The sequence below is a fragment of the Clostridium nitrophenolicum genome, assembly GCF_055391695.1.
In genome coordinates this window covers 3,422,878-3,447,844 of record NZ_AP042469.1, presented here as the reverse complement: position 1 = coordinate 3,447,844, position 24,967 = coordinate 3,422,878, and the positions used below count along the sequence as shown (strand labels likewise).

Sequence of the window (24,967 nt, the reverse complement as noted above, 5' to 3'; positions counted from 1 at the left end):
TTTATTTTCTGTCCTTTTGTTATAAATTTTATTCAACGTATTCACTCGAGTACTTATGAAGTAGCTCTTCTTTTAGATCCCAAAGTTTTCTTGATAAATCTACATAGTAATTGTGAGGATTTTCAAATCTTAAAACTTCAGGCCATAATTTTTCTGTTTCTTCTTGAACAATTTTTCTAATTTCCATTACATCAGGGCTTTCATACACTAGTTTGCCTTTATCAAAGATTTTCACTAAAAGTTCTTTTACATAGTAATCCTTGATTTTTTTCTTTTTCCATGTATAAACAGGGTTAAATAATTCTATAGGATTATTTTCATCTATAGTTTCTTCAGCAAGAGTTATTAAATCTGCTATAGCTTTATTATTTGCTTTGTCGAATATTCTATAGATTTTCTTAAAGCCAGGATTAGTTATTTTTTCTTCATTTTCACTTATCTTTATTTTAGGAATTATAGTGCCATCATTATCTTCTACAGCAGCAAGTTTATAAACTCCTCCAAATACAGGCTCTGATTTTGCAGTTATAAGTCTTTCACCAACTCCAAAAGAGTCAATTACGGCTCCCTGGCTTAATACATCTCTTATAATAAATTCGTCAAGAGAATTGGACACAACAATGTTTACATCACTAAATCCAGCTTCATCAAGTATTTCTCTACACTTTTTTGATAAATAGGTAATATCTCCACTGTCTAATCTTATACCTTTTGGTCTGTAACCTTTAGGTAATAAAACTTCATTGAAAACCTTTATAGCATTAGGTAAACCAGATTTTAATACATTATATGTATCTATAAGAAGAGTACAGTTATCTGGATAAACCTCAGCCCATGCTTTAAAGGCTTCATACTCATTTGGGAAAAGTTGTATCCAACTATGAGCCATAGTTCCAATTGCTGGTATACCAAACATTTGCTCAGCTATTGTACATGCTGTAGAATTACATCCTCCAATAGCGGCAGCCCTTGCCCCATAAATTGCTCCATCGTATCCTTGAGCTCTTCTAGAACCAAACTCCATTACGGATTTTCCCTCAGCAGCTCTACAGATTCTATTAGCTTTTGTAGCAATTAAAGTTTGATGATTTACAGTTAAAAGAATCATTGTTTCAACAAACTGAGCTTGAATAGCAGGACCTTTTACAACAACCAAAGGTTCGTTAGGAAATACTGGATTTCCTTCAGGAACGGCCCACACATCGCAGCAGAATTTAAAATTTCTTAAATAGTCTAAAAACTTTTCAGAGAAAATGTTTTTACTTTTTAAATATTCTATATCTTCATCAGAGAACTTTAGATTTGAAAGATATTCAATTATCTGCTGAACACCTGCCATAATGCAATATCCTCCGTCATCAGGAACCCTTCTAAAAAACATATCAAAATAAGCTGTTTTATTTCCAACTTCACTTTCTAAATATCCATTCCCCATTGTAAGTTCGTAGAAATCAACTAACATAGTAAGATTTCTTCCATTTCTTACATCAAAATTTTTTGTGAATTCCATAGTTAAATCTCCCTTATTTGTTTTAGTAAAATCAATAAATGTTAAGAATTATATATATATAAATATTGTAATACTTTACTAATATTATTACAATAGCGTAAAAAAACTAAGAATGTATTATACAATATAATTAAAATTTATTTGATATAATTATATAATAGAGTTTATTATATAATGTGTGTTTAAAATATATAAAGGGAGAAAAGTATGTTCAAAGACGGAAATTTAGATGATTATCAGAGAAATGCAGTTTATACTGATGAAAAAAATGTTTTAGTGGTAGCTCCTCCGGGGTCTGGAAAGACGACAGTAATCATAAATAGAGCTGCCCATCTTATAAGAGATGAAAAAGTAAATCCAGGTAATATGATAGTAATAACATTTACAAGGGCAGCAGCCTTAAATATGAAGAACAGATATCTAAAATTAACTAATAATAGCAAAGCTCCTTTTTTCGGAACTTTTCATGCGCTTTTTTATAAAATATTGAGTAGACATATAGGCAATATAAATATAATAAAAAGCAGTGATGCCTTTAGGCTAGTCAACGGAATTTTAATATCTTATTTAGATTCTGTAGGTGACGAAAAAGTTAAAGAGGTTTTAAATGACATATCCCTTTTTAAGAATAGTGGAGAATGCATGGAATATTATAAGCCTAAGATAGATAAAAGTATTTTTATAGAGTGCTTTAATGCCTATGAGAGCTTTAAAGCTGAAAATAAGATTATGGATTTTGATGACCTTCAAATCAATGCTAAAAATTTATTCTTAAATAAACCGGAGCTTTTTTCTTCTTATAAAAGGTTATTTAAATATATACTTATAGACGAATTTCAAGATTCCGATGCACTTCAGATAGAATTGCTGCAAATGCTTGGTAAAGGTAATTCTATTTTTGCAGTAGGTGATGAGGACCAATGCATATATGGCTTTAGAGGTTCAAGACCAGATTGTATGGTGGATTTTGACAAGTATTTTGATGGTGGAAAGAAGATATTTTTAAGAATGAACTATAGAAGTAAAGAGAATATTGTTCATTTATCCAAGACTCTTATAGAAAATAATAGAACTAGAAATTTTAAAAAGATAGAAGCAAACAAAAAAGAAAAAGGAAAAATAAACTTTTTTAATGTTGAAGATGAAAAAAGCCAATCAATAAAAATTGGAGAAATTATTGAAGAATTAGTAGAGAAAAATGGTGAGGAATACAGGAACAATGCAATTTTGTACAGAACTAATTTAGAAAGTAGAAGTTTAATAGATACTTTTTTAAAAAAGAACATTCCATTTAAACTCCTTGATAAAGAATACGATTTTTTTGATAACTTCATATGCAAAGACATATTAGCATATTTAAAATTGAGTATTGATATTACTGATAAAGAGAGCTTTATAAGAATAATAAATAAGCCTTTTAGATACATTAGCAAAGTGAATATTGAAAAGGTAAGGAGAAACATAATAAAGGAAAGCTGCTTTGAAACATTGAAAAATCTAGAGGATATTCCTTTATTTCAAATCAAGGCCATGGATAAATTAGAGAATAATATACTTAAGCTAAAAAGAATGTTCTTAAGAGATGCTATAAATTTTATAGTTAATGATCTAGGGTATTTTGATTACATATATGAGTATAGTCAAAAAATGAAAAATGATTTTGAAGAACTAAAAGACATAATAGAAGGCTTTAAGGAAGCTGCTGAAGACTTTAACAGTATAACCACATTTCTAGTTCATGTTGATGAAATAAAGGAGCAGCTAAATAAAAAAACTCAAAACGAAGATAGTGTTATTTTAAGTACAATTCACGGAGTAAAAGGTATGGAGTTTGACAATGTATTTATTGTTAATTGTAATGAAGGGGTAGTTCCTCATATAAACAGCATCCCTGGAAACATAGAAGAAGAAAGAAGACTTTTTTATGTTGCTGCAACTAGAGCTATAGAAAACTTAAATATGTTTTCAACTAGAGTTTTAAAGGGTAAAAGTAAGGAAATATCAAGGTTTATAAATGAGAGCGGCATAGGATATAAAGAAGATTCGAAGAATGAAAAAACCTTCAGTGGAGACTATAAAACTGGAGAGTATGTTGTACATAAAGCCTTTGGGAAAGGGAAAATAGTATCAATTGAGGGCAACTGTATAAATATATCTTTCAAAAATGGTATAGAGAGAAAATTTGATATTGTTGTGTTAGAAAGCAGTGATTTGTTAGTAAAGGCAAATTAGATGAATTAACAAGTTGTCTATAGAATGCTAAAGGATTATTTACCATTATTTCATTTTTTGGTATACTTGTGTATAAGTGATTGATGAAATACAATACAGAAAGGTAAAGATTATATATGGAAAAAAGTAAAAAGTTAAAAATAATGGCTGGAGTAGTAAGTATATTATTTTTAGGCTCTGTATTTGGAGGTTATAAGGTAATAAAGGCTAAAAAATTTAATGATTTAGTTAATTCTGGCAATAATAAATTTAAAATAGGTAATTATGATGCAGCTATAGCATCATATAGTGAAGCTTTGCAGATAAAGGATGACAATGAAATTAAGAAGCAAATATTAGTTGCACAAAATTTAAAAGTATTTTTATCAAAGAGTGTTAAAACTAATGAAAAAAGTGTTACTGAAGATAAAGAAGAAAGTACACCATTTAAAGATGCCGAGGGTAATGCTTTTGATGGTTTTACTGAAGAAGAGAAAAAAATATTGGCACAAGTTTCTAATATTAATATAAATGATCCAGTTGTTAATGGCTATGATGGCACGACCAGTAATAATATAAGTAGTAATAAAAAGAATTATAGTTATACAACACAAAAAAATGTACAAAGAAATACTAAAGTAAATACAAGTAATGCCTCTGGTGCAGCTGGAAATATCAATACAAGTTCTAACAGCTCAAGTAATAATACAAGTGCTGAATCAAATAATAGTCAAAGTACTGATTCAATTAGTAATGCAAATACTAACTCAAATAGTGGAGCAAATAAGGAAGCAAGAATTAATGCTTTGTACCAACAAGAACAAAAAGATTTAGCACCATACATTGAAAAAATAAATAAATTACAGCAAGAATCAAGTCAGTTAATGCTACAAGTTGATGCACTTCCCCAAGATAGTGCAAGTAAAGCTGAACTATTAAAAAAGAAAGCAGATGTTGAACAAGAAGTAGCGAAACAACTTGAGCAATGTAAAAAAATTGCTAATGATTATTTACAAAAAGCAGAAGCCATTCAAAATGAATAATCTAAGTTATAAACAGAATTCTTGGCTTCAGATGGAGTTTCGACTCCATCTGAAGCTTAGAAGTCGTTATCCAGGGACATAGCCGCTCTTTACTCCCAATTGAAGAAGATGGGAGTATTAGAGCGGGTAAGTCATCGGATAAATTGTAGAATTTAAGCTCTATTAAGGCTGAAGTAGGAGAAATCCTACTTTTTTTATTATCCTTCAGTAAAATAAACATTTGTGAATATTAGGTCTGAGATATAATTGGAGTAATATGGTATAATCCTATTAGTAGCAATTATATTTGAATGAAAGGTAAAGGCAGTAGGTAATGGGTGGGAAAGAAGTACAGTGTCACAATTGTAAATATTATTATATTACATGGGATATACAGTTTCCCTATGGATGCAAATTATATGGAATCAAATCTAAACAAATTCCATCTATAGTTGTTTCCAAATCTATAGGAATGCCCTGTAATGAATTTATAGAGAAGTCTAAAGATAAATAAAAATATATGATGTATATTGTAATTATAGTGATTATTAGATGAACTAAGAGTTAAGTATGGATAAATTGACAAAAGTTGTAGTTCCTATAAGCAAAGTCTATAATTTTAACTTAAGGGGGATTGATACTATGAAAAAGATAATAATACCGATATTCTCTGTTTTATTGATAAGTGTTTTGTGGTACATAAAAGATGAAAGAATAAATGTTAATATACCTATACCGAATAAGATTATAGTTTATAAAAATGGAGGAAGTAAAACACTGACCTCTAATGATAAAAACTTTAATGATATCATTGAACTTACTAATAAGAGAGTAAATAAAAGTAAGAGTCGTAATTTAGAAGAAGACTCTGATCATATAACTTATTTATATAAAAACAAATTATCTTGGAAATGCTTAGAGTTTGTTTATGATGTAGATAAAAGCTTTCAATTAGAAATAAAAAATAATAAGGTTGAATACAAGTATAAAAAATTATTTTTCACCATAAAGGCAGAAGGCGGTAAAGATTATGGAGCAGATATGGCTTATGGAGACAAAGAATATATTTCTATAATATCAGGAATATCTTATGATGAAAAGATAATGATGAAATTATTAAACATTATAGATCAGGAAATTAAGTAGACAAACCATACTTCATGATGTATGTAATATAGGAGTTTTACAAATATTAAAGTATATGAACTTAAAGCAAAGGAGAAAGAAAAACATAAAAAATCTATAAAGGAGTATGAACATGAGAGGAAGATCAGTAATAATTATTTCTGCTGTAGCTGTATCTTGTGTGATGATTTTTGTAAGTTTATCAAAGAAAAATAATCTATCAAAGAACATTAAAACACTACCGAAAGCGACTCAAGAGCAATCACCTTATAAAAAATATGGATATAATATAGATAAAAGTCTGTTGAAATATAAAAATGCATTGAAAAATACAAGTACTCAGAAAGTAAAAATATATTGTATAGGTGAGTCTAATACAAGAGGAGAATATTCCAGTGATGAAGTAAATAAGTCTTGGGTTGGTGTAATGAAATCATCCTTACAAAATCAATATGGTAATGCAGGAGAAGGCTTTATTAGTATCTACGAAGGTGCATTACCATCTGGTACTAAGCCTAGATGGACCTTAGGGCAGGGCTGGAGCGTTTCTGGTGCTCTTAATACTGTGACTTCTAATGTCGGCGGTTTTGGTGGGTGTTTTGCAATTTCTAATAAAAATACTTCATCTGCAACTTTAGTTTTTACTGGAACAGATTTAGATTTATTATACTCTAAGGCAATAGGTGGAGGTACGGCAACAGTAACAATAGATGGTAAAAAAATAGACACTATAAATTGTTTTGATGAAACAGCAAGTTTCTCACATAAAGTTTCTTATTCAGGTTTAAGTAACACTACTCATACATTAGTAATAACCCCTAACACAGCCTCAGATATTTTTATAGAAGGCGCAATTGCTTCATCAAATACAACGGGAATTGAAGTAGATAAAATAGCAATTTCTAGTAAAGGGGGAAGTTATTTTAATGCACCTTTGCAGAAAAGAAGTTGGGATACCTTACCAGCGCCAGATTTAGTGCTTTTGTCTTTTGGTATTAATGAATCAGCAAACCGCATTCCTGTTGAAGACTATAAAACAAATATGATAGCCTTAGTAACTTATTGGCAGGGAAGAGGTAGTAATGTGTGTATAGTGCCAAATCAAAAACCTGCTGATTCATGGACAACAAATTGGCCTGCTTATGTAGCATCAATGTATGAAATAGCAGATACTTATAACACCGGTATTATCGATATTTACAAAGCATTTTTTGAAGATTATACTACCGCACAAAAACAGGGGTTATTTGGAATGGCAGCCAACGATTATTCCGGCGGTAGTGGAACAAATACTGGTCATCCTAGTGACAAAGGTTATAAATATATTGGAGATGTTATTTATAACAACTTACAATAAAACAGGATCTGTGCTTGTATGTTTAACAAATGTAGTATTGAACAACTGGCACAGAATATATAGCTGGAGGACAGACTTCAATAATTGGAAACTCCGCAGTTATTGCATATAATGTTAAAGAGAAGATGTAGAATTATCTTCTCTTATTTTTTTATTTTAGAAGCTATATGATGTATATTTAATTTTAAATTAAACATACTAATGTCGAAATTTAATACTTGAAATAAAATGAAATGAGAGTATAATAATAAATATCAAAAGAAAATATTTATTATTTAATAAAACTTAAAAATGCAATTTTACTATTTATATAGATTTAGAGCCATTAAAATATCCCCCTTTCGAAGGTACAATTAATTTTGTACCTTTTTTTATTTGATCGCTATCATTGTAATCTATGTAAGGGACTATTAAAGTCTACTTAGTAATCTGTATAAAATTTATTTTTGCTTATAATTGATTTACATAAAAATGTTATGGTTAACTTAAGAAATGTAAACTTAAAATAAATTTTAATACTAAAAACACAATAGTAATTAAAAAAAGATAAGTTAACGTTTTTTGTTGTAAAATGAAGAATTATTAATAAAAATTCAATAAAATGTGATACATTATTACACTTCGTTATTAACAAGTGCTATGAATTTTGCATAATATATGATATACTAATTACGAGAATGTTATAATCATTAAACCTGGGAGGTTATAAGAATGGTCGCTTTTAAAAAAATGTGGGATGATGTATGTGCAATATTAGCAAATAATGAAATTAAAGACCTACAAATAGTAGAAAATTATAATAGTGGTTTTGTTGTAAAAGAAAACGAAAACACTTATTTTGTAAATAAAGATGATTTCGTTGATTTTTGGTGCAAGATGTTATTTTTTAATAAGGTAGATAAAGAGAGCTTTGCACAAGAAGGAAAATCATCCTTTAAGTATGTATATAAAATCATTAAAAAATTGCCTTATATAACAGAAAGTGAAGGATCATTAAATCTTACAGAGTAGTTTATTGAATGTTTAATTTTAATGTTATATAATTTTATTAAGCCATTAAACTCATATTCTTAGAATATGAGTTTAATGGCGTTTAACATTAGAAAATAAGCCATAATATAATATTTTTATATTCAGTTCTGTTAATATCGATTTCACTTACCTTTTTCAATTCCTCAACTTTATTTTCAGCTTCATTTTTGCAAATCTCTTTTCCTTTTCTGGAAATCTCAAAGCCGTGTTTGCTTTTCTGCCGCCATTTTCCTGTGTTATCTTTATAGGAAATTATATATTGCCAACTATTATTTTTTTCCTATAGGTGATGTTATACTGCATAAAATCACTCCTAGATAGAAAAGAAAAAGCTTTTATATAAGGCTCTATAGACATACACGTTGAAAAAGAAAGTAAAGCTATAAATAAAGTTAAGAAATAAGCAAAATATTTACAAAAAATTAACAAAAGTTGAATGTATATTTAATTTCTTATATAATCAATTATAGTGAATAGTTGTAAAGTATGTATAAAATGGGGAGGGGTCTTATGAAAATTAAACGTTCTAAAGCCTTATTAATTTCAGCAATCTTAGGAACATTATATTCTTTATATCTTATATCATATTTTGGTGGTGGAATATTTGGAAGTAAAGGTGGAGCAGAACTTGCAGGGGCTGCTATAGCAACAGCCTTAGTTACACCTCATATGATTTTAGTTGTATTAGCGACAATTTTTAACTGGTTAGGATATTTTTCAAACAAAAGAGGTTTTGCACTTACAGGTGGTATCTTATATTCTGTAGGTGGTGTTATTTTCATTATTTATATTATATTTGTTATCCCATCAATAGTATTAAGTTTTGTAGGATATGCAAAATTAAAAAATATAATAGAAATAAATACTGCTAGTCAGACTAGTAGTGAAGAACAATAAAATATAAATACTTTACAATTATAACAAAAATTAATATTATATTGGATAATAAGAGCACTTATTTTAATATAGGTGCTTTTATTATGCCTTGAAAGAGAGGTGAAATTATGGCAACAGTATCAGCAAGTTTAAAAATGTTCGACCAAATGACTAGACAATTGCAACAAGTTACACAAGTATTAAATCTAACTATAGGCACTATGTATAATTTAAGTAATTCTGCTGAAAGGATTATGAAAATGTTAAAACCACCAATTAGTAGAATGTGCGGAAAGTCAAAATTAAGAAGAACTATTATAGAAATGATTCCAGAGCATAGCTGTTATGTAGAATTATTTTTTGGTTCAGGATGGGTTTACTTTGGAAAAGAAAAAAGCAAGGTTGAAGTAATAAATGATATAGATAGAGAACTTGTAAGCCTATTTGAAATGTTAAAGTATCATGCTGAAGAAGTAAGACGATTAATGACACATGAAATATGCAGCAGAGATATATTTTCTGAATATAAAAATATAGATATAAATTCTCTTACTGATATTCAAAAATCTATAAGATTTATATACTTACTCTCTCAAAGTTTTGCTAGTAATGGAGACAACTTTGGATATGGAACTACTGGAATGCCTGGTCCACAAATTTTTAATACAGAGAATTTATTAAAGATTAAAGAAAGGCTTAGAAATACTTATATAGAAAATTTAAATTTTGAAGAAATAATTAAAAAGTATGATAGGCCATATACTTTTTTCTTTTGTGATCCTCCATACTTTGAAACAAAAGGCTATAAAGATAAATTCACTGAAGAACATCACATAAAATTAAGGGACTTGCTAAGAAATGTAGAAGGCAAGTTTCTTTTAACAATAAATGATCATAAGCAAGTAAGAGAGTGGTATAAAGGTTTCAATATAATAGAAGCTGAGGTTGGATATTCTGTTTGTAAGGATGATAAAGGAAGAAGAAAATTTAAAGAGCTAATTATAACTAATTACTAGTTATAAAAAATAGTTTTCACCCTAGGCAAACAGTCTAGGGTATTATAAAAAATAAACTTATGTTACTCACACCCATATTTTGTTAAATTTTCTTTATATTTTTGGCAGAAGTCCATAAAGTTTGATGGAAGAAAACCAGGATGTTCACTATTAAATTTCTGTGAAAACTCTATTAAATTATCAGCAAAGTTCATAAATGAACATTCAGGTGAACTAAAAGTAGAATTTATACCTTCTTGTGCCATAAAAAATTGCATATCAGTAAAAGCAGCACTCATATCTGTGCAACCATTGAAATCTATTTTAAATTCTGGAAGAGAGAGTGTTTCTTTGTATGCATCTTTAGCTTTTTGGAAATTTATTATAGTTTTATTATTATTACTAATTTGTATTGAGTCTGAATTTTGTTCTTGAATATTTGTAGACTGCACTAAATTATTATGGGATTTGATTTTTTCATTTTCTACAATTTTGTTATTAACATTATTATAGTTATTGTTTAAATGAGAGTATCCTATAGTATTATTCATTATATTTCCTCCTAGAGCTTTAACTTATTTCTTATTTATCGATATAGTTTTAAATAAATTTATACTTTTATTGATGAATTATCAATTAATTCAATATATTTGATTTTAAGTAACTATTAAACTTCTAGGAAAGTCATTTATTGAAACAAAGGTAGACTATTCTATTTGCAGAGATAAATCAGGAAGAAGAAAATTTAAAGAATTAATTATAACTAATTATTAATTTAGAAAGAAATGATTTTACCTTAGGGTATTTTTGTTTTATAAATTGCAAATAGACAACTACTCATAATAGTTTTAGATGATATATTTTATTCATATTTAAAGCATTATTGAAGTAAATTGAAATAAATGGTTTATTAAGTGTTATTTTGAATTATATGGATATATATGTAGTTTTACATTATTTTCAAAAAGAGCTATATTATATATGTAACTAAAATACACAAATGGGAAGGGATGTATTAATATGAATAAAAAGGTTAAAAGCCTATCCACAGCCTTATGTGGACTAGTATTAATGTCAGGTTTATTTGCAACAAATGTACAAGCTGCAGATAATAAAAAAAATGTACAAGCTAATTATACGGCATCTTATAGTCAAGATCAGCCAATGTTTGGTGCTATGCTTTCAGAGGATTTTCGCTCAGATGGAACTGTCAAGAATGCACATATTACTTTTAGACCAATAGATGGTGCTGTAAGATATCGTTGTGAATATGACGACATGATAAGCGAAACAAAAAGTCATGCATATTATTATGATCTTACATCTACAGACACAAGAAAAATATATGTTCCAATACCTAAATTTAATGGAGGATACTATACTTTTTTAACTGCATATGATGCAAACGGTAATGTTCTTAGATCTGAGCAGTACATTTATAGATATGATAATGGTGATATTACACTAGATTACTTTAAAGTACTACAATAAGACTGGCTCATTTTTTAAGAGCCTTTTATTCTGCATTAAAATTTTATTATAGCATATAAGCCTGTATCTATTATTGATGCAGGCTTTAATTAATTTACAAAACAGGAATTATATAAAAAATAAGCTGCTACTAAGCCAGCTCTATGAGTTTTATAAGGAAGCATCCCAGTATAGGAACACATATTGAATTATAACCACTTTAATGTAGGTTAAGCAATGTTATATAAATTCTGTAATAATTATTCTATAACTGTATAAACTATATCTACATAAATATCCTCTATCCCACATTGGAATTTTATTATAGCAATTAATAGTCCTACATTCTTTTAAACAAGAGTGTAGGACTTGTTAGTTGTACAATAAAAGAAGAATCTGAACTAAATTTAAGTAGTTCAGGTAACTGGAGAAAATTTAATTTTTTTACCTTACAACAGTTTATAGAATAAACTTTGCTAATTGCTCACCCCAAGAGGATAGTTCGGTCTCAATAAACCCTGCCTTTTTATATGTAAACTTAGCAGTTAGATTCCTAGGATGATAACCAATCATGATAAGTGGAATATTTGTATCATTCATGTGTCTTATTTCCTCAACAATTAATTTTATTGCATGTATACCTATTCCCTTTCCTTGAAAATCTTTATCAATCATAAGTCTATAAATCCAATAATTATTGTCATCACAGTCTATTCCAAACATAGTAAACCCTATCATCTCGTTATCAAGATATATTCCTTTTGCATAGAAGTTATCTAGAAACTGAACTTCTGCAATTGAATAAAGATTGGAAACTATAAATAACTTTTGTTCGTCAGTAACTGATAATTGAATAGCATCTTCCCAATTATTCTTATCAATAGATTTTAAAGATATATTTTTCAATATAAAACCTCCAATATATGATATTGATTATGCCTATTAATTCTTCTCTATAATTTTACAGTTCATTTAATTCACAAGAAAATTATAATTATAAATTTAAGTAAACATAACAGAAAGAATATTTATAACTATTATTTCTATTATGTTTCTTTCACTTTTGTTACGTTATAATTTACGATTGTGAACTAAAGTTAGCGCACACGATTCTTGTTTAAAGCAGATAATTATTCTCTTCATTTTTCTAGTTGTTTCAGTAAATGCTTCAGAGTTTCACACATACTTAAAATATCATTTTCAGAAATAGTCAGTGCTGGAGAGAATCTTAGAATGTTCCATGCAGGAACTGTTCCAATAAAATAATCCTTTTCTAGCATCTTTTCAGATATAATTTCTGTTATATTTTTAACACTTAGCTCTACTGCAAGCATAAGGCCTCTTCCCCTAACCTCTTTTACAATTAAGCTGGACTCCTGAATTTTCTTCAGCTGATTAAGGAAAAGTTCTCCAATGTTTTTTGAACGTTCAACCAAGTTATCTTCCTTAATAATGTTTAGAACCTCATTTGCGATTGTACATCCAAGTGGATCATTTTGATGTGATTGAGCATAAACGAAATTTTTCATTTCAACCTGATTTGCTATTTCTTCACGCATTACTACTGAACTAACTGGATATCCATTGCCGAGAGATTTACCGAGTGCAACAATATCTGGTTCAAGATCATAATGAGTATATCCAAACCATTTTCCTGTTCTCCCCAATCCGGTAGTAACTTCATTTGCAACAATGGAACCACCATGCTTTTTTACTTCTTTTGCTAAAAACTTTACTAATTTATAGGGCGGAAAAAGAACTCTGCTGCAGGTCGCAGACTCCAAGATAAATGTGGCGATGTTATTAAACTCAATATTCTTCAATATACTACACTTGTGCGAACATTCTTTGTTTGGACAGTTATTGCATTGTAAAAAATCTATTTCAACCCATAAATTTTTATCACGAGGAAGGCTTGTATTAGAGAAAGCAGATAGATAGGAAGTCGCGAAAGTTAAGATTTTCCTACCCTTTGAAACCATTTTTGCAAGTCTCATACTTAATTCTACAGCTTCACTACCAGAGCTTAAAAACACTGCTTTTCCATCTTTAAAGTGAAATTGTTCAAGCAAGTTTATAGCTGAAATCTCTGCAGTATCATTTGTTAATTTGTAATGTACATTAATAAGCTTGTTTATTTGTTCTATCATAACAGAATTTATCTGTTTATTGTTATGTCCTAAGGCCGTACACCATTCTCCGGCTTCAAAATCTATAATTTTTTTACCATCTTTACTAAATAGGTTTGTATTTTCACCTCTTATAATATCTGTCTTTATAATTGGATGGCAATTTAATATATGATCTAACTTAGATATGTTCATTTTATAATCCTCCCTATTTGGTAGTTTTCAATTTTAGATTATAATCAAATTATATATGTTGAAATTATTCAGTACAACATTAAAAAAGCACTTCTGTACTGATACAAAACTATTTGTCCCTTTAAAATTTGAAGTAATAATGGCATTAGGTTGCTGTGGGAGACTAATTATATTGGTAAAGGTGATAACAGTGTAGATGGAAGAAATCTATTTAAAAAAGATGTTATCAAGTTCCTAGAAAAGCTACAGGGTATTGAAGCGTTAGAAAATGTAGTTCCAGAAGATGTAGAAGTTATAAAAGGTACTGATAAGGATTCTGTAGCAGCAAGAGTTGGAGTGCAACCAATAGATGCTATGGAAAAATTGTATATGACCGTGGAGGTGAGATAATATATTGGATTCTTAAAAGCTGAAGATACAATAAGCGGACAAGAAGCTATAGCATATATAACTATAGATGGGAGAAATGAAGAACTTTTTTATGCTAAAAAGCTTGACTCAACTGTAAAAAAGAAAAAGGAGCAGATAAGAACATTAGGTAAAAGAGGAGATCAGAATAAAGCCGTAGGGTGGAGTGGTGAAGGTAAACTGACTATCTACTATGTTACATCTTTATTTAGAGAAATTATGTTAAAGTATATGAAAGATGTAGTAGACACGTACTTTGACATAAGTATTACAAATGAAGATCCGATAAGTTCAGTAGGACCACAAACTATAGTGTTAAAGGATGTAAATTTAGATGAGTGTCCTATGGCAATGCTTGATATTGAGACAGAAGCATTAAATGTAGAAAGATTTCTATTCTTAAAGGACAGAAAATAATTGAAACAGATCAGGACAAGTACATGGCTAATCTGATTATAGAAACTACTACTTATCCAGATTTGAAAAACGCAGAGCTTCAACAGGCTTGGGGTGTTATGGGAGTCGAAGAGCTTCTAAAGGCTATGAAAAATAAAATGAAAGATGGAGAGTATAGTGAATGGTCTTCTGTAGTTAGTGAAGTGAACGGATATAACAAAGGCCTACAAGAACTTATAGAAGATGCAAAAAACTAATTAAGGGGGGCGACGGTGAAGCTAATTATGCTCACTATGCCCTCCATAGGTTAAAAATTCTTCCTAGTACCTTAATTAGTATGGGCAGAAAAGAAAAAGCTTTTATATATGCAAGTATAGATTTGCATGCAGAGAGTGAAAAGAAGAATATAGATAAAGCTAATAAAGGAAGGAAAAGATAATATTGAATAATATTCCGTTATCTGCTAATATTAAATTGATTTTTAATGGAGGTGTAAATAATGGGATTGTTTTCAAGGAAGAAAAATAATGAAAATAGTGAACTAGGTAAATTTGAGCTTAAACATCTAGTAGGATTAGAAGTACCAGAAAAAATATGCTGTAAGGTTATTGTATATAAAGATAAATTAATTATTGAATTTGGAGATAAAGAATATAACCTAAAAATAGAAAAAATACGTTCAGTAAATTTTGAGATGGATTTGGATATAGAGAAATATACAAAATCAAGTATGATAAAAGGTATAGTTGGGGCTGCAACATTTGGAGTTTCAGGTGCAATTATTGGCTCAGCACCAAAAACAAAAGAAAAAAGAAATGTCACTAGTAGAGCTGTTATAAATTACGAAACTAGCTCTGGAAGTAGTTCTTATATCATATTTGAAGATATTGAAGCAAATGCAATAAAGGGAGCGGCTAAATTAGTAGATACTTTAAGACCTTTGATAAAAAATATAGAAGAAAAGCACAAAATTGAATTGTAAAATTTGCAAAAGCACTTACATTATGTAGGTGCTTCTATAGATTTACATGTAAAAAGTGAAAAAAAGAATATGGATAAAGCTAAGAAAAGATAATGTTGAATAATACTCCATTATTTTACAATATTTAGGTAGTGAATGGGGGGAGCATAATGAGAAAAAAAGCAAATATATTTTTAATTCTTAGTATTTTAACAGGGGGATATCTCTTATATGGTATATACAATATAATTAAGCATATTTTTACCTATAAGGTATTAGACTATGTAATTGTTGTTATTCTATATGCATTGATCATAAAGTTAGAAATGTTCTTTTTTAAAAAATATAAATTTTATAGTAATCCAGAGAATATAGAGAAAGAAGACCCTAGTAATATTTTGCCAAGTTTTAAATCACAGAAAAAAACAGGGTGGTTAATACCAATTTTTGTTATATGTATTTTATCACTTGTTACAGTATACGCAGCTAAGAATAAGGGTGAATTAGGATCAACACAAGAAGGTAATGTTATGAAAATAACAAATACAAATAAAAAGCAAGCTACAGAATTAATTAATATATTGAAAGAATGCGGTATAAATAAAATACAAAAAATCGAGCATGATAGTAGCTTGGATGGAATTAATATCGCAGAAGAGAAGGGGTATAGATTAAAGGCTGAAAATGTAGAAAATATAATATTGTATATAACAAAAGATAATAAAGTCAATATGGTAAGATGGGCAGATAATTTTTTGTATAAAAATGGTGCAGTTGTTTCAAAAATCACTGATTATATAATTAGTAATGATGAAGCAAGTAAGTTACAAGTAAGGTGTCAAAATGATGTGAAATCTATTTTAAAAGCACCGTCTACTGCAAAATTTCCTAACATATTAGACTGGAAGTTTTCAAAAAATAAAGAAAGAATAATAGTACAGTCATATGTTGATTCTCAAAACTCATTTGGCGCACAACTTAGAAGTGAATTTCAACTAACTTTTTCAAGTGATGGAAGTACTGTAAAGTCTTTTATATTTGAAGGACAAGAGTATATTAAATAAAATTAAGCACTTACTTAATTGTAATCAATCTGAAGAGCCTGTGATTATACAGGCTCTTTTTAAATGTATAAAAACAGGAGTTGCTTTATAATAGAAAAATTATACGACACAAACTTGCTTAAAAGAATTTATTGTAGTTTATGGAGTTGTTTCTACTAAAAGCATATAATTGGTATTGAACATATACACAAGGGGATAAAAAGTTGAAAAACAAATTTGTAATTACAACATTTTTAAGTGCTTTTTTATTGGTTGCGCCTAATGTAAAAGCAGCAAATTTTGCTGATAACCAAACAGTGGATTTAAACAAAATATGGACAATCAAGTTTACAGATGAAGTTAGAATTGATGATTTAAAAAATCAAGGTATAACTGTAACAGATAGTAAGGGCAATACAGTGAATGTAGCTATTCAATTAGACGAAGATAGCAAAACAGTTAAAGTAGCAGCTCCAGAAGACGGATATACAGTAGGAGAAAACTATATATTAAACGTTGGAACTAGAGTACATTCTAAAAGAGGAAAAGCGTTAAAAAATCAGTGCAGAATTCATTTTAATGTCAAAAGTAACGATAATATAGTAACCTTCAAGGATAAAAACTTAGAACAAGTAATAAGAGATACAATAAAAAAGCTGCCAACAAAATGCTAGTAGCTTTTTTATAATGATTTTTATTTGCTGTCATATATTTTATTGAACAGGGGTAAAATCAACTTGTTCAATATTTGTAACAAAAATAGGTTCGCCATCATTCAAAGTAATAGTAGCTTCTTTTGGATTATCACTCGTTAACTGTGTATTATGGTCAGCTATATTTTGCTGCATTAATCCACTTTTACTGAAGATATACACATTTCCGGATCCTTTAACTGCTGTTATTTTATATTTTCCAGGTGCAATATCTTCTCCAGGAACAAATCTACCAGCATATAAAGAAATATTCTTAGGTGTTTTATCAACAAATGGAGTTTTTACAGGTTTAAAGTGAGTTATGCTTACACCATTTATTTGTATTACATCACCTTTAACAAGTTTTAATCTTATTTTGGATATTCCAGTATTGTCGTTGTCATCTATCATACCTAGAGTAGCCATAGAGCAACCTAAACTTGTGTCTGATGTGTCCTGTGTTTTTACAGTTATTTGACCTTTTCCGCCATTAGGCGTTAAATCATAGATTCCTGGTTCTATATCTGTACCACATACAAAATTGCCTGCAGTTAAATCAACGGCTTTACCCTCAGCTTTTCTTTCTTTCTTTACCTCATTTTTAGTTTCAGTTTGTGCATTATTTGAGGTTTGGTTTGAGCTTGTCTGCGTATTTTTGTTTGCACTACTAAATCCTACTAAAAGTAACATTAGTGTGCTAAGAGTTATAGCGGAATATTTTTTTATTAGCTTAGTATTCATGTCTATATGTACCCCTTTCAACTGTAACATATACTACCATTATTACAAAATATATACCAATTATGTCAATGGATAAAATATTATTCCACAAAGCACTCCCACGATAAAAATACAAGCTATAGTTAAAAGTACATCAATTCTTATATAACTTTTTAAATTATCACCTCTAGTAAGATTATTGACAGTTAAAATTTAAATAACCCCGGATATAAACCGAGGTTATCTAATGTTCTATTTTAATCCTATCTGAGCTTTTGCTGCTACTTTTCCATCTTGAAAAGTCACATTCATATTAGAACCACCGGAGTTAGCCCAAGTATATATTACTGAAGTTGACTCCATAAACTGAGACATAGAAGTTACCTGACCTTCGCCTAAAATCTCTTTAGCTTGATCATAAGTTATGCCAGTTTGAATTTTATCATACTTTTCCATATTTACATTAGCATTACCTTTAGCAAGCCCTAGCTGAGCTTTTGAAAGTGCCTTATTATCTTGAAAGGTAACGTTCATATTTGAACCACCTGGATTAGACCAAGAATATATAACTGTTTTCATTCCATTTACTTCAGAGGAAGTAGTTTCTTTTCCATCTCCAAGTATTCCTTTAACTTGCTCATAGGTCATGCCTATAGTAACTTGTCCGAATTTTTCATATGTAATTTTATTAGCATCTTCTTTTTTAGGTTCAGATTTCTTTTCTTGTTGTGTTGATGTATTTTTAGAAACTTGTTCAGTTTTTTCGCTTCCTCCTTGTGAACTTATTGCAGCAATTACTATAACAACTGCAATAACCCAAAACCACCATCTTTTAAATATAGATTTTTTAGTCATACATTTTATCCCCTCTCTAATATTTGCAAACAAATAAATTACATGTAGATTATACAGCTATATTACATTATTGTAAAAATATTCAACATGATATGACGAATATATACAATTAATGAAGAGTGAAATAACAATTAAATATAAAAAAGTAAATTATATACATATTATCGAATATATACATAAACAAAAGAGGGGAGAATGGTAAAAATGATAGAGATAAAAGTATCTGATGGGTATAATTATGAGAGCCGCATTGAGAATAACAATCAACATTTATACGCAACATTAAAAGCTCTTGGGGATATTGTAATTGAACGGTTTGAGTGCGTTGAATATGATGAAGACACAATTGAACAGGAGTTTTTAGAAGAAGCTATGCTTGATGTATCAAGCGTTCTTAGCATTTTAGATGATGAAGTTAAAGAGAAAACCTTTAAATATTTTTACAAAGGTACACCTGAAATAATTGGGAACAAGTATATATATAGGCAAAGAAAAAGTAGAATGAAAGAGTTAGCCAAGTTAGCAATGTCTAATAACATAAGTAGAGTATAATACATAAGCTAAACATATGAGATGGTTTATATGGAGTGAAGAATCGTTTAAAAGAAATTAGGATGAGGGAATATGCAATGGAACCAGATGAGTTTGCCTGATTAATAGGTGTTAATATAAAATATAAATTTGGATAGAACGATATAAAGCCCTGGATTATTCCAGAGCTTTTTCTTTAGTGCATATATAGGTTAATACCATTCTACATTATTTAAATCTTTTACTATTTCTAGTTTCATCTTGCGTAATTATTACTATCCCTACCATTTGTCGTCAAAAATACGTCAAAAATAATTTATATGATATTAAATATTTTTATGATCTAAATCTTAACAAATTCATTCATATAGGCTAGTTTACAAACATTTCATAATTAATTATAATTTTATTAAGACAATAGACCATATTCTTAGAATATGAGCTTTTAAATTATAAAAAAAGAGGTACTGTTATGGACGGTAATAATGTTAACCCACAAGATTTAATATTTGCACTTGATATTGGTACACGCTCAGTTATAGGTACTGCAGGTATTATAAAAGATAAGAAGTTTCATGTAGTAGCTGAGTATTGTGTGGAACATGAAGAAAGGGCCATGGTGGATGGGCAAATCCACGATGTATCCTTAGTTGCTAGCGCAGTAAGCACTGTGAAAAAGCAAATTGAAAGTAAGCTAAATGTAAAAATGGAATGTGTGGCAATTGCAGCGGCAGGAAGATTCTTAAGGACAGTAGTTTGCAAATCTGAACTGAAAGTTGACTACGATAAAGAAATTGACAAGGATGCAATTAGAAGCCTAGAGCTAACGGCTGTTAAAGCAGCAGAAGAAAAAATTAATAATCAGACAGAAGGAAAGCTGTATTGTGTTGGATATAGTGTAAAAAATTATTATTTAAATGGATATGTTATTAGCAATCTACTTTCCCATAAGGGAGAAAATATAGGAGCAGAAGTTATAGCTACATTTCTTCCAAGATCCGTTGTAGACAGCCTTTACTCCGTAATGAATAAAGTAGGGCTTCAGGTTATAAGTCTTACATTAGAGCCAATAGCAGCTATGGAGGCAGCAATACCTAAAAATTTAAGACTTTTAAATTTGGCACTAGTGGATGTAGGTGCTGGAACTTCAGATATAGCTATAAGCAGTAAAGATACTATTAGTGCCTATGGGATGGTTCCTATGGCTGGAGATGAAATAACGGAAATTATAGCTCAGAACTATTTAGTAGACTTTAATACTGCCGAAATTATAAAAAAACAGTGCAGCGAAAAAGAGAAAGTTACATATACTGATGTTTTAGGTCTTGAAAATGAAATTGTATCGGAAGAGGTAATAAAATTAATAAGTCCATCTGTTAAAAAAATAGCTGAGGAAATAGGAAGCAAGATAATAGAATTAAATGGAGATAAAGCTCCTAATGCGGTATTTTTAGTTGGTGGAGGAGCACATACACCGAAGCTAAAAGAATTTCTTTCAGAAAAACTAAATATTCCTCTTCAAAGAATAGGAATAAAGGGAAGAGATGCGGTTATAGATTGTGTATGTGAAGATAACTCGTTAGGTAGTATTGGTGTTACTGTTTTAGGAATTGCTTTAGTTTCAATTAAAAGGCTAGGACATGATTTTATAGATGTATTTTTAAATGACAATGTTATTAGTTTATTTAATTCTCATAAGCATACAATAATGGATGTTATGATGCAAGCTGGGGTAAATCCTAAGGTGTTGATTGGAAAGAATGGTAGGAATATAAGGTTTATACTGAATGATATAAAAAGAGTAGCCTTTGGAACACTTGCAAGTAACGCAGAAATTAAGGTAAATGGTGAAAAGTCCAGTATCGATGAAGAAGTAAAAGAAGGGGATAGCATAGAAATAAATTATGCTGTTGATGGAAATAATGCATGTCCGAAAATTAAGGACTATGTAAGAAAAATTCATTCTATAAGCTTCTTTGTTAATGATATTCTTGAAAATTTAGAACCAGTTACATATATTAATGATGAAAGAGTTGATTTAGAAGCACAAATTAAGGAAAATGATGATGTTCAAATAATATATCCAGAAGCACTAGGAGATTACAAGAAATATTTTGCAGATAACAATTCAAGTTTTAACTACTTTCTAAATGGCGAGGAACTTTCTGACGATTATGCTATAAATGAAGGAGATAGAATATATAGAATAAGTAAAGAAGAATTGACAATGGAAGAAACTAAGTCAAATGAGGAAGTTACAGAAAGTGAAAACATAAAAGAAAATGAAGATAAAGCAAAGAAAGAAATTATTGATGAAGAACAGGAGAATCTAAGTAGCTTTAATACGCAGAATAACAGTGAAGATACAAATATATATCAAGAAGCTGCTGCTAGTATAGCAGAAGAAAGTAGCTCAAGTATAGTTAAGGATTATATTCAGGTTATAGTCAATAAGGAACCTGTAATTTTAAAAGGTAAAGAGGACTATATATTTATAGATATATTCAATTATATAGAATTTGATTTAACAATACCAAAAGGCAGTTTATACCTATTATTAAATGGGAAAAATGCTGGATATCATGATAAGCTTCTAGACGGAGATGTTATAGAGCTTGGTTGGCAATAATATTATACAGATTGGAGAGGTGGCAATGGAATTAGATTTTTTAAAATTAGCAACTGATATTAAAGAAGAGTTAGTAGACTTAAGAAGAGATTTTCATATGCATCCAGAGTTAGGCTATGAAGAACATAGGACTTCTGATAAAATAAAGGAATTTCTAACAAAAGAAGGTATAGAATATACAGAAACTGCAGGTACCGGCATATGTGGAATAATAAAAGGTAACGGACAAAAGACTGTTGCTCTTAGAGGAGATATAGATGCCCTTCCTCTTGAAGACAAAAAGAGTTGTAGTTATGTCTCAACAGTTAAAGGAAGAATGCACGCTTGCGGACACGATGCTCATACTACAATACTTCTTGGAGCAGCAAAGGTTTTAAATAGCATAAAGAGTGAATTAAAAGGGAATGTAAAATTATTTTTTGAACCAGCTGAGGAAACAACAGGGGGAGCACAGGTAATGATAGATGAGGGCGTATTAGAGAATCCTCATGTAGATATGGTGTTTGGACTTCATGTAGAAGAAAACTTGGAAACAGGAAAAATTGGTGTAAAAACTGGTGTGGTAAACGCAGCATCTAATCCTTTTGCAATAAAAATTAAGGGAAAAGGCGCACATGGAGCACGCCCACACACAGGCGTTGACCCTGTAGTTATAGCTAGTTCTGTGGTTCTAGCTCTTCAAAATATTATAAGCAGAGAATTGCCACCTACTGATCCAGCGGTTTTAACCATAGGTTCAATTCATGGAGGTACTGCTCCAAATATAATACCTGAAGAAGTGACTATATCTGGTATTATAAGAGTAATGACAACAGAACACAGAGCTTATGTAAAACAGAGACTTGTGGAAGTTGTGGAAGGTATAGTACATTCAATGAGAGGACAGTGTGAAATAGACATTGAAGAAAGCTATCCTTGCTTATACAACAATGATGAGGCTGTGAATATACTTTTAAATTCTGCAGAAAAAGTTATAGGAAAAGATAATATAAAGATGCTTCAAAGTCCAAGTATGGGAGTTGAGAGTTTTGCATATTTTTCATTAGAGAGACCTTCGGCATTTTATTATTTAGGCTCTAGAAATGAAAGCAAAGGTATAATTCATCCAGCTCATGGAAGCTTATTTGATGTTGATGAGGATTGTCTGGCAGTTGGAGTTGCAATACAATGTCAAGCAGCCTTTGAATTTCTTAAATAATATATATAGATGTTCAACCTAGATGCTTGGCTTATTAGCGGTATTCATAGGTGTACCTCTTCTGTACTGTTAATAATTTTAGTTATCTCTAAGGCTTGTTGCTAAGAACTTCAACAATCTTAAATAAACTCGCTATGCTCAAACAGTATTTAAGATTGTTGAGGTTCTAAAGCAGCTTCGCCAAGAGCTAACATAAAATCATTAAATGTACTGTCAGAGGTACACCTATGAATACCTTAGTTAAGTCAAGTGCCAAAGTTATATATTTATATAGATATCTGATCAAAAAGTACCTTATATATAGTTTTATATAGGGTATTTTTTAGTTCTAATATTAAGTGATTCTTAGGCTCGGGTGGAGTTTATTTATGATGATTACCTCTCTCCAATTGAGTTTTAGAAGAACTTATCCAGGATTGGATTATCTAGTATATCCAATGGGAGTGTTACGGATGGTAGCTACTGGATAAAATATTAGTATTTATATGTATTGATTTTGGTAACAATAGTAGTATATAATTAGATGTTGTTTAATATATTAAAATGTCAATATCAAGATAAAAATGGAGAATGATGCAGAACATTATTATAAAATACTAGGAGTGATTACATGAAAATTGAAATTGGGCCAAATGAGGCGGGACAAAGAATTGATAAGTTTATGAGAAAATGGCTTAAAGATGTTCCTTTAAGTGCTATATATAAGACTATAAGAAAAGGTGACGTAAAAGTAAATGGAAAAAAAGTTAAGGAAAAGTATTCTCTAGTTGAAGGTGATTTAGTAGAGACAAGAGATATATCTTCTAGCGAAAAGAAAGAAAAGTTCACAAGAATAGAAAGCAATTTCTTAAAGATTACTTATGAAGATGAAAATATGTTAATAGTAGAAAAATGGCCAGGTGTATTGGTGCATTCTGATAGCAAAAAAGGAGATTCTACATTAACAGATTATGTGCTTTCATATTTATATGATAAAGGAGATTATAATCCGGAAAAGGAAGTAACTTTTACTCCAGCACCTTGCAATAGACTTGATAGAAACACATCAGGTATCGTTATATACGGAAAAAACTATGAAGCACTAAGATTATTAAATGAAATGATTAGAGAAAGAAAAATAGATAAATATTATATGGCTGTTGTAAAGGGAAGAGCAAAAGATGGCTTATATGAGGGATACATATCTAAAAATGAAGATGAAAATATATCTAAAATTTTTGATTCACCAAAGAAAGATACAAAAAAAATATCTACTAGGGTAAAGACTCTTCAAAGTGTTGGAACATATTCATTGGTTGAATTAGAACTATTGACAGGAAGAAGTCATCAGTTAAGAGCTCATTTGAACCATCTTGGAAATCCAATAATAGGTGATGCTAAATACGGAATATCAAAGTTAAACAACTTTTTCGTTAATAAATATGGGCTAAACTATCAGTTTTTATATGCATATAAGCTTATATTTAAGGATTGTCCAGAAAAATTATCTTATTTAGAAAACAAGACTATAGCAGAAAGCTTGCCGCCAGTATTTAAAAAGATAAAGAATGATATATTTGAGAAATTCTAATATATTTAACTTTTAATTAAGGTTGTGGATAGGGAGTTTTTA

General features: G+C 29.6%; 24 protein-coding genes and 1 pseudogene. 19 read left to right on the top strand and 6 right to left on the bottom strand.

Annotated elements, in window-relative coordinates:
* Positions 1-28 precede the first annotated feature (28 nt).
* On the bottom strand, positions 29-1,510 hold the full coding sequence (locus ACZ5N4_RS16475; protein WP_464203587.1) for a nicotinate phosphoribosyltransferase: 1,482 nt from the start codon (positions 1,508-1,510) through the stop codon (positions 29-31).
* 207 nt (positions 1,511-1,717) lie between these two features.
* Between ACZ5N4_RS16475 and ACZ5N4_RS16470 the strand changes: the two genes are divergently transcribed.
* The 8 genes from ACZ5N4_RS16470 to ACZ5N4_RS16435 all read left to right on the top strand — a co-directional run bounded on the left by ACZ5N4_RS16470 (position 1,718) and on the right by ACZ5N4_RS16435 (position 10,149).
* Positions 1,718-3,742: an ATP-dependent helicase gene (locus ACZ5N4_RS16470; protein ID WP_464203586.1), complete on the top strand. Its 2,025-nt coding sequence runs from the start codon at positions 1,718-1,720 to the stop codon at positions 3,740-3,742.
* A gap of 116 nt (positions 3,743-3,858) precedes the next feature.
* Complete coding sequence (locus ACZ5N4_RS16465; RefSeq protein ID WP_464203585.1) at positions 3,859-4,764, top strand: hypothetical protein; 906 nt, start codon at positions 3,859-3,861, stop codon at positions 4,762-4,764.
* A 313-nt stretch (positions 4,765-5,077) separates the two neighbouring features.
* Positions 5,078-5,257 carry a uracil-DNA glycosylase gene (locus ACZ5N4_RS16460; protein WP_464203584.1) on the top strand — a complete coding sequence of 60 codons (180 nt, stop codon included), beginning with the start codon at positions 5,078-5,080 and terminating at the stop codon, positions 5,255-5,257.
* A 128-nt stretch (positions 5,258-5,385) separates the two neighbouring features.
* The gene (locus ACZ5N4_RS16455) at positions 5,386-5,889 is read left to right on the top strand and encodes a hypothetical protein (protein WP_464203583.1); all 504 of its coding nucleotides are present in this window, start codon (positions 5,386-5,388) and stop codon (positions 5,887-5,889) included.
* Between the two features lie 112 nt (positions 5,890-6,001).
* On the top strand, positions 6,002-7,225 hold the full coding sequence (locus ACZ5N4_RS16450) for an SGNH/GDSL hydrolase family protein (protein WP_464203582.1): 1,224 nt from the start codon (positions 6,002-6,004) through the stop codon (positions 7,223-7,225).
* A gap of 711 nt (positions 7,226-7,936) precedes the next feature.
* Positions 7,937-8,236 carry a hypothetical protein gene (locus ACZ5N4_RS16445; RefSeq protein ID WP_464203581.1) on the top strand — a complete coding sequence of 100 codons (300 nt, stop codon included), beginning with the start codon at positions 7,937-7,939 and terminating at the stop codon, positions 8,234-8,236.
* 531 nt (positions 8,237-8,767) lie between these two features.
* Positions 8,768-9,154 carry a hypothetical protein gene (locus ACZ5N4_RS16440; RefSeq protein WP_464203580.1) on the top strand — a complete coding sequence of 129 codons (387 nt, stop codon included), beginning with the start codon at positions 8,768-8,770 and terminating at the stop codon, positions 9,152-9,154.
* A gap of 239 nt (positions 9,155-9,393) precedes the next feature.
* Positions 9,394-10,149 carry a DNA adenine methylase gene (locus ACZ5N4_RS16435; RefSeq protein ID WP_464210983.1) on the top strand — a complete coding sequence of 252 codons (756 nt, stop codon included), beginning with the start codon at positions 9,394-9,396 and terminating at the stop codon, positions 10,147-10,149.
* Positions 10,150-10,211: 62 nt separating this feature from the next.
* Here the strand turns inward: ACZ5N4_RS16435 and ACZ5N4_RS16430 are convergent, their stop codons facing one another.
* Positions 10,212-10,679, bottom strand: coding sequence for a hypothetical protein (locus ACZ5N4_RS16430; protein WP_464203579.1), 468 nt, complete (start codon positions 10,677-10,679; stop codon positions 10,212-10,214).
* A 469-nt stretch (positions 10,680-11,148) separates the two neighbouring features.
* Between ACZ5N4_RS16430 and ACZ5N4_RS16425 the strand changes: the two genes are divergently transcribed.
* Positions 11,149-11,619, top strand: coding sequence for a hypothetical protein (locus tag ACZ5N4_RS16425; RefSeq protein WP_464203578.1), 471 nt, complete (start codon positions 11,149-11,151; stop codon positions 11,617-11,619).
* Positions 11,620-12,057: 438 nt separating this feature from the next.
* On the opposite strand, the gene ACZ5N4_RS16420 is transcribed toward ACZ5N4_RS16425, so the two are convergent.
* Positions 12,058-12,504, bottom strand: coding sequence for a GNAT family N-acetyltransferase (locus ACZ5N4_RS16420; protein ID WP_464203577.1), 447 nt, complete (start codon positions 12,502-12,504; stop codon positions 12,058-12,060).
* A gap of 233 nt (positions 12,505-12,737) precedes the next feature.
* A complete protein-coding gene (locus tag ACZ5N4_RS16415; protein WP_464203576.1) occupies positions 12,738-13,922 on the bottom strand; it encodes a class-III pyridoxal-phosphate-dependent aminotransferase in 1,185 nt (394 codons plus the stop codon).
* Between the two features lie 144 nt (positions 13,923-14,066).
* Between ACZ5N4_RS16415 and ACZ5N4_RS16410 the strand changes: the two genes are divergently transcribed.
* From ACZ5N4_RS16410 to ACZ5N4_RS16385, 6 genes and pseudogenes are all read left to right on the top strand, one after another.
* Complete coding sequence (locus tag ACZ5N4_RS16410; protein ID WP_464210981.1) at positions 14,067-14,312, top strand: phage tail sheath C-terminal domain-containing protein; 246 nt, start codon at positions 14,067-14,069, stop codon at positions 14,310-14,312.
* A 3-nt stretch (positions 14,313-14,315) separates the two neighbouring features.
* Positions 14,316-14,747 (top strand): phage tail tube protein, encoded by a 432-nt coding sequence (locus ACZ5N4_RS16405; RefSeq protein WP_464210980.1) that lies wholly within the window; start codon positions 14,316-14,318, stop codon positions 14,745-14,747.
* Positions 14,714-14,983: pseudogene (locus ACZ5N4_RS16400) on the top strand (phage tail assembly chaperone); the annotation flags it as partial. The gene ACZ5N4_RS16405 and the pseudogene ACZ5N4_RS16400, both read left to right, overlap by 34 nt.
* 242 nt (positions 14,984-15,225) lie before the next feature.
* On the top strand, positions 15,226-15,708 hold the full coding sequence (locus tag ACZ5N4_RS16395) for a hypothetical protein (protein ID WP_464203575.1): 483 nt from the start codon (positions 15,226-15,228) through the stop codon (positions 15,706-15,708).
* Between the two features lie 149 nt (positions 15,709-15,857).
* A complete protein-coding gene (locus tag ACZ5N4_RS16390) occupies positions 15,858-16,751 on the top strand; it encodes a hypothetical protein (RefSeq protein WP_464203573.1) in 894 nt (297 codons plus the stop codon).
* A 203-nt stretch (positions 16,752-16,954) separates the two neighbouring features.
* Complete coding sequence (locus ACZ5N4_RS16385) at positions 16,955-17,404, top strand: Ig-like domain-containing protein (RefSeq protein WP_464203572.1); 450 nt, start codon at positions 16,955-16,957, stop codon at positions 17,402-17,404.
* Positions 17,405-17,443: 39 nt separating this feature from the next.
* Here the strand turns inward: ACZ5N4_RS16385 and ACZ5N4_RS16380 are convergent, their stop codons facing one another.
* The gene (locus tag ACZ5N4_RS16380) at positions 17,444-18,163 is read right to left on the bottom strand and encodes a hypothetical protein (RefSeq protein WP_464203571.1); all 720 of its coding nucleotides are present in this window, start codon (positions 18,161-18,163) and stop codon (positions 17,444-17,446) included.
* A 231-nt stretch (positions 18,164-18,394) separates the two neighbouring features.
* The gene (locus tag ACZ5N4_RS16375; protein WP_464203570.1) at positions 18,395-18,997 is read right to left on the bottom strand and encodes a DUF3862 domain-containing protein; all 603 of its coding nucleotides are present in this window, start codon (positions 18,995-18,997) and stop codon (positions 18,395-18,397) included.
* A gap of 204 nt (positions 18,998-19,201) precedes the next feature.
* Here ACZ5N4_RS16375 and ACZ5N4_RS16370 point away from each other — a divergent pair, with 204 nt between their 5' ends.
* The 4 genes from ACZ5N4_RS16370 (at position 19,202) to ACZ5N4_RS16355 (ending at position 24,925) form a co-directional block, all read left to right on the top strand.
* Complete coding sequence (locus ACZ5N4_RS16370; RefSeq protein WP_464203569.1) at positions 19,202-19,549, top strand: hypothetical protein; 348 nt, start codon at positions 19,202-19,204, stop codon at positions 19,547-19,549.
* Positions 19,550-20,000: 451 nt separating this feature from the next.
* A complete protein-coding gene (locus ACZ5N4_RS16365) occupies positions 20,001-22,157 on the top strand; it encodes a cell division protein FtsA (protein WP_464203568.1) in 2,157 nt (718 codons plus the stop codon).
* A gap of 25 nt (positions 22,158-22,182) precedes the next feature.
* Entirely contained in the window at positions 22,183-23,355 is a 1,173-nt protein-coding gene (locus ACZ5N4_RS16360) for a M20 metallopeptidase family protein (protein WP_464203567.1), read from the top strand.
* A gap of 610 nt (positions 23,356-23,965) precedes the next feature.
* Positions 23,966-24,925, top strand: a complete 960-nt coding sequence (locus ACZ5N4_RS16355) for an RluA family pseudouridine synthase (RefSeq protein WP_464203566.1) — start codon at positions 23,966-23,968, stop codon at positions 24,923-24,925.
* The last annotated feature ends 42 nt before the right edge of the window (positions 24,926-24,967 follow it).